This is a genomic window from Symbioplanes lichenis (assembly GCF_030709675.1).
Classification (GTDB): Bacteria; Actinomycetota; Actinomycetes; order Mycobacteriales; family Micromonosporaceae; genus Actinoplanes; species Actinoplanes lichenis.
In genome coordinates this window covers 141,817-156,470 of sequence record NZ_JAUZQD010000013.1, presented here as the reverse complement: position 1 = coordinate 156,470, position 14,654 = coordinate 141,817, and the positions used below count along the sequence as shown (strand labels likewise).

Annotated in this window: 13 protein-coding genes; 7 read left to right on the top strand and 6 right to left on the bottom strand. The window is 73.0% G+C overall.

The window, feature by feature from the left end; translation table 11 throughout:
• Positions 1-13: 13 nt before the first annotated feature.
• From RAN62_RS29160 to RAN62_RS29135, 6 genes are read right to left on the bottom strand one after another with little or no spacing between them, the layout of a single operon-like run.
• Positions 14-283, bottom strand: a complete 270-nt coding sequence (locus tag RAN62_RS29160) for an acyl carrier protein (protein ID WP_305788002.1) — start codon at positions 281-283, stop codon at positions 14-16.
• Positions 284-301: 18 nt separating this feature from the next.
• On the bottom strand, positions 302-1,780 hold the full coding sequence (locus RAN62_RS29155) for an amino acid adenylation domain-containing protein (protein ID WP_305788001.1): 1,479 nt from the start codon (positions 1,778-1,780) through the stop codon (positions 302-304).
• Positions 1,777-2,910 (bottom strand): acyl-CoA dehydrogenase family protein, encoded by a 1,134-nt coding sequence (locus RAN62_RS29150; RefSeq protein ID WP_305788000.1) that lies wholly within the window; start codon positions 2,908-2,910, stop codon positions 1,777-1,779. Before RAN62_RS29150 ends, RAN62_RS29155 begins: the two co-directional genes overlap by 4 nt.
• Positions 2,911-2,914: 4 nt before the next feature.
• Positions 2,915-3,967 carry a ketoacyl-ACP synthase III family protein gene (locus tag RAN62_RS29145; RefSeq protein WP_305787999.1) on the bottom strand — a complete coding sequence of 351 codons (1,053 nt, stop codon included), beginning with the start codon at positions 3,965-3,967 and terminating at the stop codon, positions 2,915-2,917.
• 25 nt (positions 3,968-3,992) lie between these two features.
• On the bottom strand, positions 3,993-5,726 hold the full coding sequence (locus tag RAN62_RS29140) for a serine hydrolase (protein WP_305787998.1): 1,734 nt from the start codon (positions 5,724-5,726) through the stop codon (positions 3,993-3,995).
• Between the two features lie 30 nt (positions 5,727-5,756).
• Complete coding sequence (locus RAN62_RS29135; RefSeq protein WP_305787997.1) at positions 5,757-6,932, bottom strand: cytochrome P450; 1,176 nt, start codon at positions 6,930-6,932, stop codon at positions 5,757-5,759.
• A gap of 170 nt (positions 6,933-7,102) precedes the next feature.
• Between RAN62_RS29135 and RAN62_RS29130 the strand changes: the two genes are divergently transcribed.
• The 7 genes from RAN62_RS29130 to RAN62_RS29100 all read left to right on the top strand — a co-directional run bounded on the left by RAN62_RS29130 (position 7,103) and on the right by RAN62_RS29100 (position 14,654).
• The gene (locus tag RAN62_RS29130; RefSeq protein ID WP_305787996.1) at positions 7,103-8,110 is read left to right on the top strand and encodes a Gfo/Idh/MocA family protein; all 1,008 of its coding nucleotides are present in this window, start codon (positions 7,103-7,105) and stop codon (positions 8,108-8,110) included.
• A gap of 66 nt (positions 8,111-8,176) precedes the next feature.
• A complete protein-coding gene (gene metK, locus RAN62_RS29125) occupies positions 8,177-9,370 on the top strand; it encodes a methionine adenosyltransferase (RefSeq protein ID WP_305787995.1) in 1,194 nt (397 codons plus the stop codon).
• Entirely contained in the window at positions 9,363-10,388 is a 1,026-nt protein-coding gene (gene mvk / locus RAN62_RS29120) for a mevalonate kinase (RefSeq protein ID WP_305787994.1), read from the top strand. Before metK ends, mvk begins: the two co-directional genes overlap by 8 nt.
• Positions 10,378-11,412, top strand: a complete 1,035-nt coding sequence (gene mvaD, locus RAN62_RS29115) for a diphosphomevalonate decarboxylase (RefSeq protein WP_305787993.1) — start codon at positions 10,378-10,380, stop codon at positions 11,410-11,412. The genes mvk and mvaD overlap by 11 nt, the downstream gene beginning before the upstream one ends.
• On the top strand, positions 11,409-12,512 hold the full coding sequence (locus RAN62_RS29110; protein ID WP_305787992.1) for a phosphomevalonate kinase: 1,104 nt from the start codon (positions 11,409-11,411) through the stop codon (positions 12,510-12,512). Before mvaD ends, RAN62_RS29110 begins: the two co-directional genes overlap by 4 nt.
• Positions 12,509-13,600, top strand: coding sequence for a type 2 isopentenyl-diphosphate Delta-isomerase (gene fni / locus RAN62_RS29105; protein WP_305787991.1), 1,092 nt, complete (start codon positions 12,509-12,511; stop codon positions 13,598-13,600). The genes RAN62_RS29110 and fni overlap by 4 nt, the downstream gene beginning before the upstream one ends.
• Positions 13,593-14,654, top strand: coding sequence for a hydroxymethylglutaryl-coenzyme A reductase family protein (locus RAN62_RS29100; RefSeq protein WP_305787990.1), 1,062 nt, complete (start codon positions 13,593-13,595; stop codon positions 14,652-14,654). Before fni ends, RAN62_RS29100 begins: the two co-directional genes overlap by 8 nt.

Here is a 14,654-nt window from a genome sequence, read left to right as displayed (position 1 = left end):
GTCGGACCGCAGCCTATGCATCGGCGGTGGACCGCCTCTCGTGCACCATCGAGCTGAGGCTGTCCACGCTCTTGAAGTTCTCGGGGCTGACGTCGTGCAGAGGCACCTTCACGCCGAACTCCTCCTGGGTGTAGGCGATGAGCGTCGCGGTGTTCAGCGAGTTGAGGATGCCCAGCGCGAGCAGCGGGGTGTCGCCGGTCAGCTCGCCCTGCGGGTCCCCGGCGAGGAAGCTGTTCCGGATGAAGGCGAGGAGCTTCGCCGCGATCTCTTCTCGTTCCTGCATAGCTGTCACTGACACCCCTCATGGGTTGTGGTGGGCGACCAGGGCCGCGAGGTCGAGCTTGCCGCGGTCGTTGCGCGGCAGCTCGTCGACGAAATGGACCTCGTCGGGGATCATCTGCGGGGGAAGCGAGCGCGCCAGGTGACGCCGGAGCGCTATGTTCCCGAGGGCGCTGCCCGGGGCCCGGTGCACGAAGGCGGCCAGCCGCCGGTCGAGCCCGTCGCCGAGGGCGACGACCGCGGCCTCGAGCACCTCCGGATGGGTGTGCAGGGCCGCGGTCACCTCGCTCGGCTCGATCCGGTGGCCACGGACCTTGACCTGGCCGTCGTTGCGGCCCAGGTAGTCGAAGGAGCCGTCGGCGCGCACCCGGACCCGGTCCCCGGTGGCGTAGGGCCCGCGCTGCGGTGGTCGGCCCCAGTAGCCGAGAAAGACCGTCGGGCCGCTGACCAGGAGTTCGCCCTCCTCACCGGGCCCGGCCGTCCGGCCGTCGGAAGTCCTCGCCCAGACCCGGTCGCCGCTGCAGGCCCGGCCGATCGGAACGGGAACGCCCCGGGTGAGGTCACCGGGCCGGACCTCGTGACAGGTGCACACATTGGTCTCGGTCGGACCGTAGAGGTTGAGCATCCGGGCCCCGGTCCACGCGGCGAGCTCGCGGACATGGTGGATGGCGAACGGCTCGCCGGCGAACAGCAGCGCCCGCAGCGACCCGGGCGCGGGCCGATCGAGCAGGCCGCCCTCGCGGCGCATCAGGGCCAGCACGGACGGTACGGAATACCAGACGGTGATGCGGTGCCGGTGCAGGAAGTCGACGAGGCGCGTCGCGACCTGGGCGACCTCGGTGGGCACGGGGCAGACGGTGGCGCCGACCGAGAAGGCGGCATAGATGTCCAGCACCGACAGGTCGAAGGTGAGCGAGGCGTGGTTGGCGAACCGGTCCTCCGGGCTTGCCGCCAGCTCCGTGACGGCCCACCGCACGAACGCCAGGGCGTTGCCGTGGCTGATGGTCACGCCCTTCGGCGTCCCTGTCGAACCGGACGTGAAGAGGATGTACGCGGGCTCGTCCCGGCCGGTGAGCACGCGTGTGGTGCGTACGGGCGCGCCGGGCCGGGCAGCTGTGCCGACCCGGACCGGCAGCTCGCCGGCATCGTCCGGAACACGGGGCAGCAGGTCGGCCGGGGCGCAGAGAACCCGGGCCCCGGCCTCGCGGGCGATCGTCACGACGCGGGCCACGGGGCTGAGCGGGTCCACCGGGACATAGGCGGCACCGAGTCGCAGCACCGCCTGCATGGCGGCGAGCGTGTCCGGCGTCTTCGGCCCCCACACGAGGACGCGGTCGCCCCGGCGCACGTCGCGGGCGGCCAGGACACCCGCCAGGGCGCCGGCCCGGGCGTCGAGCTCGGCGTAGGTCGCGGTGCCGCCGGGTCCGTCCACGGCCAGGGCCCCCGGGGTGCGGGCCGCACTCTCGATCAGCAGGTCGTGGAGGCTTCCGGGCCCGGTCACAGGCCCATCCCCCGGGCGATGATCTCCTGCTGGATGTCCGTCGTGCCGGAGAAGATGTGCAACGGCACCGCGTCCTGGAGGTGGCTGCCGACGCCGGCGCCGGCCAGATAGCCCTGCGCACCGGACAGCCGTGCCGCGTCGACCCCGTTCGCGATCGCGGCCTCCGTGACGGCGACCTTGGCCAGCGCCACCGCCTCGCCGGCGCCCGGGCTGTCCCGGTCGATCAGCCAGCAGGCCCGGTACAGCAGCAGACGGCTGCTCTCCAAGCGCCGGCGCATCGTGGCCAGCCGGTGCGCGACCGCCTGGAAGTCACCGATCCGCCGGCCGAACTGCCGGCGCTGCCGGCAGTGCGCCAGGCACTGGTCGAGCTGCTCCTGCATCGCGCCCAGATAGATGGCGGGAAGGCAGGCCCGCTCCCAGGCCATCGAACCCTGGAAGATGGCGCTTCCCTGGCCCTCCGAGCCGATCAGGTGGCTGCGCGGCACCCGGCAGCCGGCGAACTCGACCCGGGCGGCGGCGCACCCCGCCAGCCCGGCCTTGTCCAGGGCCGGCCCGGCCCGGAAGCCCGGCGAGCCGGTGCGGACGGCGAACACCGACAGCCCCAGATATCCGGCTTCGGGCGAGGTGACCGCGTAGGTGACGACGACATCCGCCAGCGGGCCGTTGCTGACGAACGACTTGACCCCGTTCAGCACGTACGAGTCGCCGTCGGCGACGGCGGTCGTCGCGAGCCGGCTCAGGTCCGAGCCGGCCTCGTCCTCGGTCATCGCGTTGGCTGCGATCGTCGTACCGGCGGCCAGTCCCCGCAGGAGCTCGGCGCGTACCGGCTCGTGTGCGTGTTCCGCGAGTACGGTGCCGCAGGCCAGCAGGTGGGCGGCGATCCCGAAGGAATGACCGGTGTCGGCGCCGCCCGCGCGGAACGCCTCGAGGGCCAGGGCCGTGTCGAGCGCACCCAGCCCGCCGCCACCGCAGTCCGCGGGCAGACAGAGCCCGGTGACACCGATCTTCCCCGCCGCCTCCCACAGGTCTCTCCCGGCAGGCGTCCCTCGCTCCGGGCGCGGGAGGCCACCGGCGGCGGTACGGATGGACGCGGCTCGCTGCCGCTGCTCCGGAGAGGGATCGAAGTCCACTGGCTCACGCCTCCCGTGTCGTTGCCGGTTCGGTGCCGAGGATGCGGAGGACCGCCGCCTTGTAGGTCACGCCCGGCGAGAAGCCGCACAGCAGCACCTGATCGCCGGCCCGCAACCGGCCCGTCGACACCAGGTGGTGCAGCGCCACCAGGTGATCGCCGGCGCCGAGGTGCCCGATCGTCCGGCTGAACTCCCACGTCGACTGCGGCAACGAGAAGCCCAGGACCTTGAGGTACGACACAGCCGCCTGCCTCGGCATGCCGTGGATGAGGACGTGATCGATGTCGCCGGCCGTCACCTCCGCCTCCGCGAGCGCGCGTTCGGTGCAGGCGACGTTGTGCCTCTGGTGGCTCAGCAGCAGCCGCACCCACGAGCCGTCGCCCTCGGCCTTGCGCTGGAAGGCGGCACCTCGTGCGCCGTAGTCGAGCGCGGCCCCGGCGGTGGCGCCGGGCGGGAAGAGCGGCACTCCGCAGCGGTGCGCCTCCTCCATCTCCGAGAACGTCGCCGAACAGATGGAGCGCAGCTCGGCGAAGCCCGGCCCGGTGGTGACCACGACGGCGCCGGCTCCGTCGCCCAGATAGGACACGCCGTCGCCGGGACGCCACCGGTCGAGCAGCGCGGTGCCGAAGTTGTCGCTGGCGGTGACGAGCGCCGCCCGGATCTCCGGCACCGACGTGAGGTACGCGGCGGCCAGCTCGAGCGCGCTGAAGACACCGTTGCAGCCGTTTCTGACCTCGACCGCCAGCAGGTCGTCACCCAGCAGGTGCCGTTGCAGGTAGGCCTGCGGGCCCCAGCCGTCCGGCCCCTGGTGCCAGACGCCCGTGTAGAGCAGCAGCCCGATGTCCTCGGCGTTCGTCCCGCCGGCTTCGAGCGCTTCCTTCGCCGCGGCCAGGGCCATCTCGGGGGCCGGGATCCGGCCGGCGACCGTGACGCCCGAAAGCCCGTACTCCGCCGCCGTTTCCGCCGGGACGAGCCCTCGCTCCACGGCCGACGCGGTGCTTTGCACCGGCGGCAGGAACACCCCGACACCGGCGAGATGGATACCCCGGGTACGCACGTCGTCCTCCCCCGTTCCGGTCCGCTCATTCCCCGTCCGGCGCCGGACGCCGGACGGGGGCGGGCTCATGCCTGTGCAGCACGAGATCGGCGAGAGAGCGCAGCGAGCTGGTGGCACCCGGGGACGCCTCGGTGTCCCAGTCGATGCGGAACTCCGCGCCCACCTTGTCGAGCAGCAGGACCAGCGTGAGCGAATCGACACCGAGATCGAGGAACGACGCGTCGCCCGGGATCGGGCCGTCGGCGGGGTGCTGCTCCCAGACCTCACGCAGCAGGGAGTCGAGCCGGGCGAACACGTGGCCGGGGTCCGGCCGCCGCTCGGACCAGGCCCGCACCGGCGACGGGGCCTCGAAGTCCTTGCTTCCCCATTCCTTGCGGGCGAGCTTGCGGAACAGGCCCCCGACCGGGCAATCGCCGTCCAGGTAGTCGTCGACGCGCCGATCCCGGATCGCCGCCTGCATGTCCGAGAAGGCCTCCACGAACCGGCCCTCGTCGAACCCCGCGGCCGGCGGCCGGCCGATCACCCTGGTGCCCTGGGCCATCCGGGAGATCTGGCTCTTGTCCAGCTCCGCCCCCACGATGCCGGCGAGCCGGTCGGCGGCGACGAGCCCCATGGTGTACGAGCTCCACTCCGCGTGGGATTCCAGGGTGCGCGCGTCGACCGCTCCGCGGTGGATCCAGTTCGCCAGCTCGGTGGCGAGGATGCCGAAGGAGTACTGCGCGGGCGGGTTGAAGACGTCGCGCTGATCCGCCATGTTCGTGCACACCGTGACGCAGAAGGGCTCGGGCGCGTGGGGATAGGCCAGTGAGACGGCCCACCACCCGAAGGCATAGTGGCCCACGGCCCGGACGCAGTGCCCGGCCGTCCCCGGCGCTCCGGTCAGCTGGACACCGAATCCGACCTCGCTCCCGTCGCGGGCCGTGGTCCGAGGCCGCATGATGGCCCGGGACACTTCTCCCCCGAAGATGCCCTCCCGGCCGGTCAGGGCCAGCATCAGCGTGGTGTAGTCGGCCGGCGCCATGACCGCTCCGACCGAGTGGTAGGTGCCGCACTCGAGCCACGGCAACGGGACGGCCCGGCTTCCGAAGAGCATGTGCCCCGTGGTGCAGCGGCTCCGCACGTCGTCCCAGTTCGGGCTGTCGAGCCAGGCGGTGTCGCGCAGGCCGAGCGGGCCGAGGATCTCGTCCTGCACGTAACGGCCCAGCGGCATCCCGGTGACCGCCTCGGCCGTGAGCGCGGCCACCTCGTACATGAACGAGGAGGACCGCCACTCCGTCGTGTCCGCCGGGCTCACGAAGCGAGGTGCTCCGGTGCCGTACTCGTGGACGACACCGCGCCGCAGCTCGCGCTCGATGTAGCTCATCGCCGGCCCGGGCCGCTCGACCCAGGGATAGCCGTCCGTGGCGGCGCCGGACAGCATGGCCAGCGCCTTGGTCAGCGTGATCGTGCCGCCCAGCGGGTTGACGACGGGGAACGGCAGGTGCCGGTCGATGGGCTCGTCCAGATCGAGCGCGCCGGACTCGGCCAGCCGGGTGACAGCGGTGGCGACGAGCAGCTTGCCGAGGCTGCCGACCCGCATGGTGTGTGTCGTGCGCATCGGCGCGCCGGACTCCACGTCGGCCAGGCCGTACGCCGCGGTCAGTGAGCCCTGTCCCGCGATGCCGACGTCGATGAGAACCCCCGGGGTGCCGGTGGCGTCCAGCACCGCGGGCGCAACCCGGTCGATGCCTGCTCGCAGCGCGTCTCGCGCCAGGGTCATGTCGACTCCTCGTGATCGCCGCGCACCGGCCTACCAGGTGACGGGAATGGACGTGGGCAGCGCCGCGAACGAGGCCGGCCGGGCCGTGAGACCGCCGGCCGGCGTCGTCATCCGCATGTGCGGGAAGCGCCGCACCAGCTGGCTGAAGGCGACCTGCAGCTCCAGCCGGGCGAGAGGCGCGCCGATGCAGTACCGCAGTCCGAAGCCGAAGCAGAGATGCGGATTGTCGGCCCGGACGCTGTCGAACCCGTCCGGGTCGCTGAAGATGCTCTCGTCGTGGTTCGCGGCGTAGATGTCGAGCATCACGAGCTCGCCGCGCCCGAGGGTGACCCCGGCGACCTCGACGTCCTCGCGGGCGTAGCGGACGACCGGGCGGAGCAGCCGGCTGGCGACCCGTACGCTCTCCTCCGCCACGAGCGGGCTCGCGCCGGGATCGGCGCGAAGCGCCTCCCACTGGTCCCGGTCGTCGAGCAGGAGCGCCGTACCGATGCTGAGGGCCGCCGCGGTCGTCTCGTACCCCGCGAACAGCACCCCCATCGCGAGCTGGGCGACCTCGTCGTCGGCGAGGGTGCCGTCCTGGCACAGCCCGGAGATGACGTCCCGGCCCGGCCGGGCCCGCTTGCGCGTCACCAGATCGAGGCCGTAGCGGTGGAGATCGACGAGGCCGGCGGTCGAGCGCTGCCGGTCCCCGGTGTCGCTCACCGCTGTCGTCCACTCCTCGAGCAGCCCGCGTTCCTCCGCCGGCACCCCGAGCAGGTCACCGATCACTTCCCGGGGCAACGGCAGCGCCAGCGCCCCGGCCAGATCCGCCGGGGGCCCGGCCTCGGCCATCCGGTCCAGCAGCCCGCGGGTCACCGCTTCGACGCCGGGCCGCATGGCTTTCACCTGCCCCGCCGAGAAGAACGGTTGCAGCCGCGTACGCATCGTCGCGATCCACTGGTGTTCGGTCGCGTAGTCGCCGCGCGGGCCGTCGAGCAACGCCGAGTCACCGCTGCGGGCGGCGTTGGCGGGGTCGGGATGGCTGCGGCCGAGCCGCGGATCGGCGAGGAGGACCTTGATCTCCTGATAGCCGGTCACCAGCCAGGCCGGGTCGCCCGCGCCGGTGCTGACCCGATGCACGGGCGCCCGCTTCTGCAGGGCCCGGAGATTGCTCTGCGGTCGCGCCGGATGCGGCGGGTCGAGCGGGAGCTGAATCTGGGCGGCCATGGCTGGTTACCTCTTCCTGTCAGCATCGGAAGTCACCTTGCCGGGCGCCGCTCGGGCGGATCAATCCCTCATAAAACCGGGGTACCGCGACCCGCCGGCCCGGTGGTGCGATTCATCAGGTTCGCGTTACCGCGATGCGGCCGAACGGCCACGGAGTCGGAAGGCAGGACATGACGGAACAACCCGGCTCGGTGAGATTCGGCGTGCTCGGCTGCGCGGACATCGCGTGGCGGCGGACGCTTCCGGCGATGCGGACCGTGCCGGCCGTGGAGATACGGGCCGTGGCCAGCCGGGAACTACGGAAGGCCGAGCGGTTCACCGCGCAGTTCGGCGGGGTGGCGGTGCGCGGCTATGCGGAACTGCTCCGGCGCGACGACGTGGACGCCGTCTACATCCCGTTGCCGGCCGCGCTGCACGCCGAGTGGGTCGAACGGGCGCTGCTGGCCGGCAAGCACGTCCTCGCCGAGAAGCCGCTCACCATGCGGTCCCGGGAGACCGGACGCCTCATCGCCCTGGCCGGCCGCCGGGGGAAGGTGCTGCTGGAGAACATGATGTTCGTCCATCATCCGCAGCATCGCCGGATCGACGAGCTGGTGTCGGCGGGCACCATCGGCGAGCTGCGCTCGTTCGTGAGCGCCTTCACGATCCCGCCGAGGCCGCCGGCCGATGCCCGGTACCGGCCCGGCGTCGGCGGCGGTGCCCTGGCCGACATCGGGGTCTACCCCGTCCGGGCCGCGCTGCGGTTCGCCGGGCCCCGGCTGCGGGTGGTCGGTGCGGCGCTCCGCGTCGACCGGGCCCGCCGGGTCGTCGTGGGCGGCGGCATGCTGCTGTCCGACCCGGACGGTGTCACGGCTCAGCTCGCGTTCGGCATGGAGCATTCGTACGACAGCCGGTACGAGCTCCGCGGCGCAGCCGGCCGCCTGACCCTGCCCCGGGCGTTCACGCCACCGCCCGATCATCACCCCGTCGTCCGGGTCGACGGCCGGGACGGCCACACGGAGATCGTCCTCGCCCCGGCGGACCAGTTCGCGAGGATCATCGCCTTCTTCGCCTCCGCCGTCCGGTCCGGCGAGGCCGCGGTCGCCCGTGACGTGGCCACCCAGACCGGCGACTCGCTCCGGCAGGCCGAGCTCGTCGACGACATCCGCGACAAGGCCGAGTACGCGTACGTCTCCTGAACCGCGGCGTCAGGGCCCCGTGCGGGCCGTCCCGTCCGTCCACCCGAGCCCGTCCCTGGAGCCCTCATGACCCTTCGCCTGTTCACCTCCGAGTCGGTCACGGAAGGCCACCCGGACAAGATCGCCGACCAGATCAGCGACGGCGTTCTCGACGCCCTGCTGGCCGCGGACCCGCGCAGCCGGGTGGCCGTCGAGACGCTGATCACGACCGGTCAGGTGCACGTGGCCGGCGAGGTCACCACGCAGGCGTACGCCGACATCCCGAGCATCGTCCGCGACACCGTCCTCGGCGTCGGCTACGACTCGTCGCAGAAGGGCTTCGACGGCACCTCCTGCGGCGTCAGCGTGTCCCTCGGCGCGCAGTCGCCTGACATCGCCCAGGGGGTGGACAGCGCCGTCGAGCTGCGGACGGACGGCTCGGAGCACGTGCTCGACGCGCAGGGCGCCGGCGACCAGGGCATGATGTTCGGCTTCGCCTGCTCCGAGACCCCCGAGCTGATGCCGCTGCCGATCGCGCTCGCCCACCGTCTCGCCCGGCGCCTGTCCGAGGTGCGCAAGGACGGCACGATTCCCTATCTGCGCCCGGACGGCAAGACCCAGGTCACGATCGAGTACGACGGCCTGCGCCCGGTCCGGCTGCACACGGTCGTGCTGTCGACGCAACACGCTCCGGCGATCTCGCTCGAGTCGCTGCTCACCCCGGACGTCCGGGAGCACGTCGTCGCACCGGAACTGGCGGAACTGGATCTCGACACCCGGGACTACCGGTTGCTCGTGAACCCGACGGGCCGCTTCGAGGTCGGCGGGCCCATGGGCGACGCCGGCCTGACCGGCCGCAAGATCATCGTGGACACGTACGGCGGGTACGCCCGGCACGGCGGCGGCGCCTTCTCGGGCAAGGACCCGTCGAAGGTGGATCGGTCGGCGGCGTACGCGATGCGCTGGGTCGCCAAGAACGTGGTTGCCGCGGGTCTCGCGGAGCGGTGCGAGGCGCAGGTCGCGTACGCGATCGGCAAGGCGCACCCGGTGAGCCTGTTCGTCGAGACCTTCGGCACGGAGAAGGTCCCGGCCGATCGGATCGAGAAGGCCGTGGGCAAGGTGTTCGACCTGCGCCCGGCCGCGATCATCCGCGATCTCGACCTGCTCCGCCCGATCTACCGGCAGACGGCCGCCTACGGTCACTTCGGCCGGGATCTCCCCGGTTTCACGTGGGAGAGCACCGGCCGGGCGGCCGACCTCAGGCGGGCAGCCGATGCCTGACCCGCACAGCCTTTCCCCGGCCCGCACGCACCGCACCGGCATCGGGCGGGGTGCCGGGCGCGCGCACGGCAAGGCCATCCTGCTCGGCGAGCACGCCGTCGTGTACGGCGCCCCCGCGCTGGTCATCCCGCTCCCGCAGCTGACGGTCACGGCGACGGCCACCCGTTTCCCCGGCGGAGGACACACCGGCCGGATCTCCTTCACGACCGGGGAGCCGGCGGATTCGGCGACGGAATCGGTGCGGCTGCCGGCCGTGGACGGGCTGCACCACCTGGTGGAGAAGTTCTTGGACCGCGCCGGCCCGCAGGCGCGGTCCGGGGTGGACATCGTCGTCGAGTCCGCCGTCCCCCGGGGGCGCGGGCTCGGTTCCAGCGCCGCCTGCGCCCGCGCGGCCGCCCTCGCCCTCGCCGGGGCGTTCGGCCGGCACCTCGACGCCGGCGAGCTCTACGACCTGGTGCAGTCGTCGGAGCGCGTGGCCCACGGCCGGGCGAGCGGCATCGACGCCGTCGCCACCGGCGCCGTCTCCGCACTCGTGTTCCGGTCCGGCACGGTCCACCCGGTTCCGGACGCCCGGGCCGCCGCCCGCGCGGCCCTCGTGATCGGGGACAGCGGCACCGGCAGCAGCACCAAGGAGGCGGTGGAGCAACTGGCGAGAAGATTCGCCCGCGAGCCCGCGCGGCGTGCGTCCTTCGTGACCGCCGTGGCCGACCTGACGAGCGCCGCCGTGCGCGATCTCGGGCACGGCGACCTGCGGGCGTTCGGCGGCCGGCTGACCGCCAACCACCGGGTGCTCCGGGAGGCAGGCATCAGCACCGGCCGGATCGACACGCTGGTCGAGGCGGCGCTCGCCGCGGGCGCCCTGGGTGCCAAGATCACCGGCGGCGGACTGGGCGGCTGCATGATCGCGCTGGTTCCGGACCTCCGGGCGACCGGGACCGTCGTCCGGGAGCTCCGCGCGGCGGGCGCCACGCAGCTCTGGGTCGCCCCGATGGGGGGCCTCGCGCACCATGGCGACTGATCACCCGGCGCGGGCGGTGGAGCCGGAGGACGCGGCCCCGGCGGGCGCCACCGCGGTCGCTCATCCGAACATCGCGCTCATCAAGTACTGGGGCAAGCGCGACGAAGGACTCATGATCCCGGCCGTCGACAGCCTGTCGATCACGCTGGACGTCTTCCCGACCACCACCACGGTCCGGCTGGGGCCGGCCGGGCGGGAGGACCGCGTGTCGCTCGGCGGCCGGCCCGCGGAGGCGGGAGTGGCGAAGCGCGTGGCCGCCTTCCTGGATCTGCTGCGCGAGCGGGCGGGCCGTCCCGAGTCCGCCGTCGTCGACACCCGCAACACGGTCCCCACCGCGGCGGGCCTGGCCTCCTCCGCGAGCGGGTTCGCCGCTCTGGCCCTGGCCGGCGCCGCAGCCTACGGCCTCGAGCTCGGCCCGGCCGCCCTCTCGCGGCTGGCCCGCCGCGGTTCCGTGTCGGCGGCGCGGTCGGTCTTCGGCGGCTGGGCGATCTGCCGGGCCGGCCGCGGGCCCGGCGCCGACCTCGACTCGTTCGCCGAGCCCGTCGCCGTCCCGGACTTCGACCCCGCGCTGGTGATCGTGCTGCTGGACGCGGACGCCAAGTCCGTCTCGAGCCGGGTCGCCATGCGACGCACCACCGAGACCTCACCGCTGTACCGGGCCTGGGCCGACTCCAGCCGGACCGACCTGGCCGAGATGCGCACGGCCCTGCACCGCGGCGACCTGGACCTGGTGGGTGAGATCGCGGAGCGCAACGCCCTCGGCATGCACGCGACGATGCTGGCCGCGCGACCGGCGGTGCGGTACTTCTCGCCGGCGACTGTCACCGTGCTCGACCATGTCGTGCGATTGCGGGCTCAGGGCATCGCGGCCTACGCGACCATGGACGCCGGCCCCAACGTCAAAGTGCTCTGTCACCGCGAGGACGGCCCGCGCGTGGCCGCCGAACTGCGCGGCGCCGCGCCGGGCTGTCCGGTGATCATCGCCCGCCGGGGACCGGGCGCGCACCTGAGGACCGGGCAGTGAGCGGCCGGGCGACCGTGCGCCGGCACGCGCCGGGCAAGCTGTTCATCGCCGGCGAGTACGCGGTCGTCGAGCCGGGCCATCCGGCGATCCTCGTCGCGGTCGACCGGCGGGTCACCGTCAGCGTGTCGCACACGGGGGACGCCGGAGTCGCTGTCGCCTCCGATCTCTGGCCCGGCGTCGTCCGGGCACGCTGGGCCGGCGACCTGCTCCGGCCCGCCGGCTCGGACGAGCAGCCGGCGCCGGGGGCCGTCAGCCCCGTGCTGTCCGCCGTCTCGGTCACCGGGGCGCTGCTCAGAGCCCGCGGCATCCGCCTTCCCGCGATCCATGTCTCGGTCGGCAGCGATCTCCACCGCGACGGAACCAAGTTCGGCCTCGGCTCGAGCGGGGCGGTCACCGTCGCCACCGTGACGGCCGTGGCCGCGTCCTGCGGCGTGCGCCTCTCGCCCGAAGAGCGGTACCGGCTGGCACTGCTGGCGACGGCGGCGCACGATCCCCGCGCCTCCGGCGGGGACATCGCCGCGAGCGTGTGGGGCGGCTGGCTCGCCTACCACGCACCCGATCGGGCCGCCGTCGCCGATCTCGCCCAGCGCCGCGGCGTCGCCGAGGCGCTGCGGGTGCCGTGGCCCGGTTTCGGGCTACGGCGGCTGCGGCCGCCACGCGCACTCACGCTGCAGGTCGGCTGGACCGGCGAGCCGGCGAGCACTGTCTCGCTGACCAAGCGCCTGCGGGCCGGCACAGCGGCACACCGGCTCTTCCTCGATCGCAGCGACGCCTGCGTACGCGGCGCCATCCACGCGCTGGACCGGGGCGCCGGCGACGAGCTGCGGCACCACGTGCGTACGGCTCGCCAGGTGCTGGCCGAGCTGGACGGCGCCATGCGGCTCGGCATCTTCACCGAGCGTCTCACGGCGTTGTGCGACGCCGCGGAAGCGGTCGGCGCCGCGGCGAAACCCTCCGGCGCCGGGGGCGGCGACTGCGGGATCGCGCTCCTGACGGCCGGGGCGGACACCGAGATCACCCGGCTGCACCACGCGTGGGTTGCCGCCGGCGTGCTGCCTGTACCTATCCGAGTCGAGCCGAGCAACGGGAGCGGAGCATGATCGCCGGCCGCAAGGACGACCACGTCCGACACGCCCACGAACAGCAGCGCCGGCCGGCGGGGGACAACCGGTTCGACGACGTGCGGTTCGTCCACCACGCGCTGGCCGGCCTCGACCGGTCGGAGGTCTCGCTGGCCACGCGGTTCGGCGGCATCGCCTGGGAGGTTCCCCTCTACATCAACGCGATGACCGGCGGCAGCGTCCGCACGGGCATGATCAACCGCGACCTCGCGATCGCGGCCCGGGAGACCGGCGTGCCGATCGCGACCGGTTCCATGAGCGCCTACTTCGCCGACGCGTCGACGGCGGACACCTTCCGGGTGATGCGCAAGGAGAATCCCGGCGGCTTCATCATGGCGAACGTCAACGCGAACGCCACCGTCGAGAACGCGCGCCGGGCCGTCGGCCTCCTCGAGGCCGACGCCCTTCAGATCCACCTCAATGCCGTTCAGGAGACGGTCATGCCCGAGGGCGACCGTGACTTCTCCGCCTGGGCCGCCACGATCGAGAAGATCGTGAAAGGCGTCGGCGTGCCGGTGATCGTGAAGGAGGTCGGTTTCGGCCTCAGCCGCGAGACCTTGCTCCGGCTGCGGACGCTGGGCGTGCGGCTCGCCGACGTCTCCGGGAGCGGCGGCACCGACTTCGCGCGCATCGAGAACGACCGGCGGGACCGGGCCGACTACTCGTTCCTGCTCGGCTGGGGCCAGTCCACCCCCGCCTGCCTGCTCGACGCCCAGGACGCCGGACTTCCCGTCCTGGCCTCGGGCGGGGTGCGCCACCCGCTCGACGTGGTGCGAGCCCTGGCCCTCGGGGCCGTCGCGGCCGGGGCCTCCGGCCTGTTCCTCAAGACCGTGCTCGACGCCGGAGTCCCGGGCCTGGTCTCTCTGATCTCCGCGTGGCTCGACCAGGTGGCGGCCCTGATGACCGTCCTCGGTGCGCGGACCCCGGCCGACCTGACCCGCTGCGACGTGCTGATCCAAGGGAGTCTCAGCGCGTTCTGCGCCCGGCGCGGCATCGACACCGACCGGCTCGCCACGCGCTCCCGGTCGTTCACCTCCACGGTGGAAGGAGAGACTAGCGATGACTGACACCAGCCTGGTCGCCGGCGTCCCGATGAAATGGGTCGGGCCCGTGCGGATCTCGGGCGACGTCGCCCGGGTCGAGACCGAGGTGCCTCTGGCCACGTACGAGTCGCCGCTCTGGCCCTCGGTCAGCCGCGGCGCGCGCGTCTCCATGCTCGTCGAGCAGGGCATCGTCGCCACCCTCGTCAACGAGCGGATGACCCGTTCGGTCCTGGTCCGGGCGGCCGACGCGCAGACGGCCTGCCTGGCCGTCCTGGAGATCGACGCCCGCCTCGACGAACTGCGCGAGATCACGCGCCGGTGCGGCCGGTTCGTGGAGCTCCTCGGGTTCCACCACGAGATCACAGCCAACCTGCTGTTCCTCCGGTTCGAGTTCTCGACCGGCGACGCCTCGGGGCACAACATGGCCACCCTGGCGGCCGATGCCCTCCTCGCGCACCTCCTGGACACCATTCCCGGGATCAGGTACGGCTCGATCTCGGCCAACTACTGCACCGACAAGAAGGCCACGGCGGTCAACGGCATCCTCGGCCGGGGCAAGAACGTGGTCACCGAGCTCCTCGTGCCCCGGGAGATCGTCCATCAGCGGTTGCACACCACGGCGGGCGCGGTCGCCGAGCTGAACGTGCACAAGAACATGATCGGCACCTTGCTCGCCGGCGGCATCCGCTCGGCCAACGCGCATTACGCGAACATGCTGCTCGGCTTCTACCTGGCGACCGGCCAGGACGCGGCCAACATCGTCGAGGGCTCGCAGGGCGTGACCGTGGCCGAGGACCGCGACGGCGACCTCTACTTCTCGTGCACCCTGCCGAATCTGATCGTGGGCACGGTCGGCAACGGCAAGAGCCTCGGCTTCGTGGAGGAGAACATGACCCGGCTCGGCTGCCGGGCCGAACGCGAGCCGGGTGGGAACGCGCGCCGGCTCGCGGTCATCTGTGCCGCGACCGTGCTCTGCGGCGAACTGTCGCTGCTCGCCGCCCAGACCAACCAGGGCGAGCTCATGCGAGCGCACCTCCGGCTAGAACGCCCCAGCTCGATCGCGACGAAGGGGGAATAG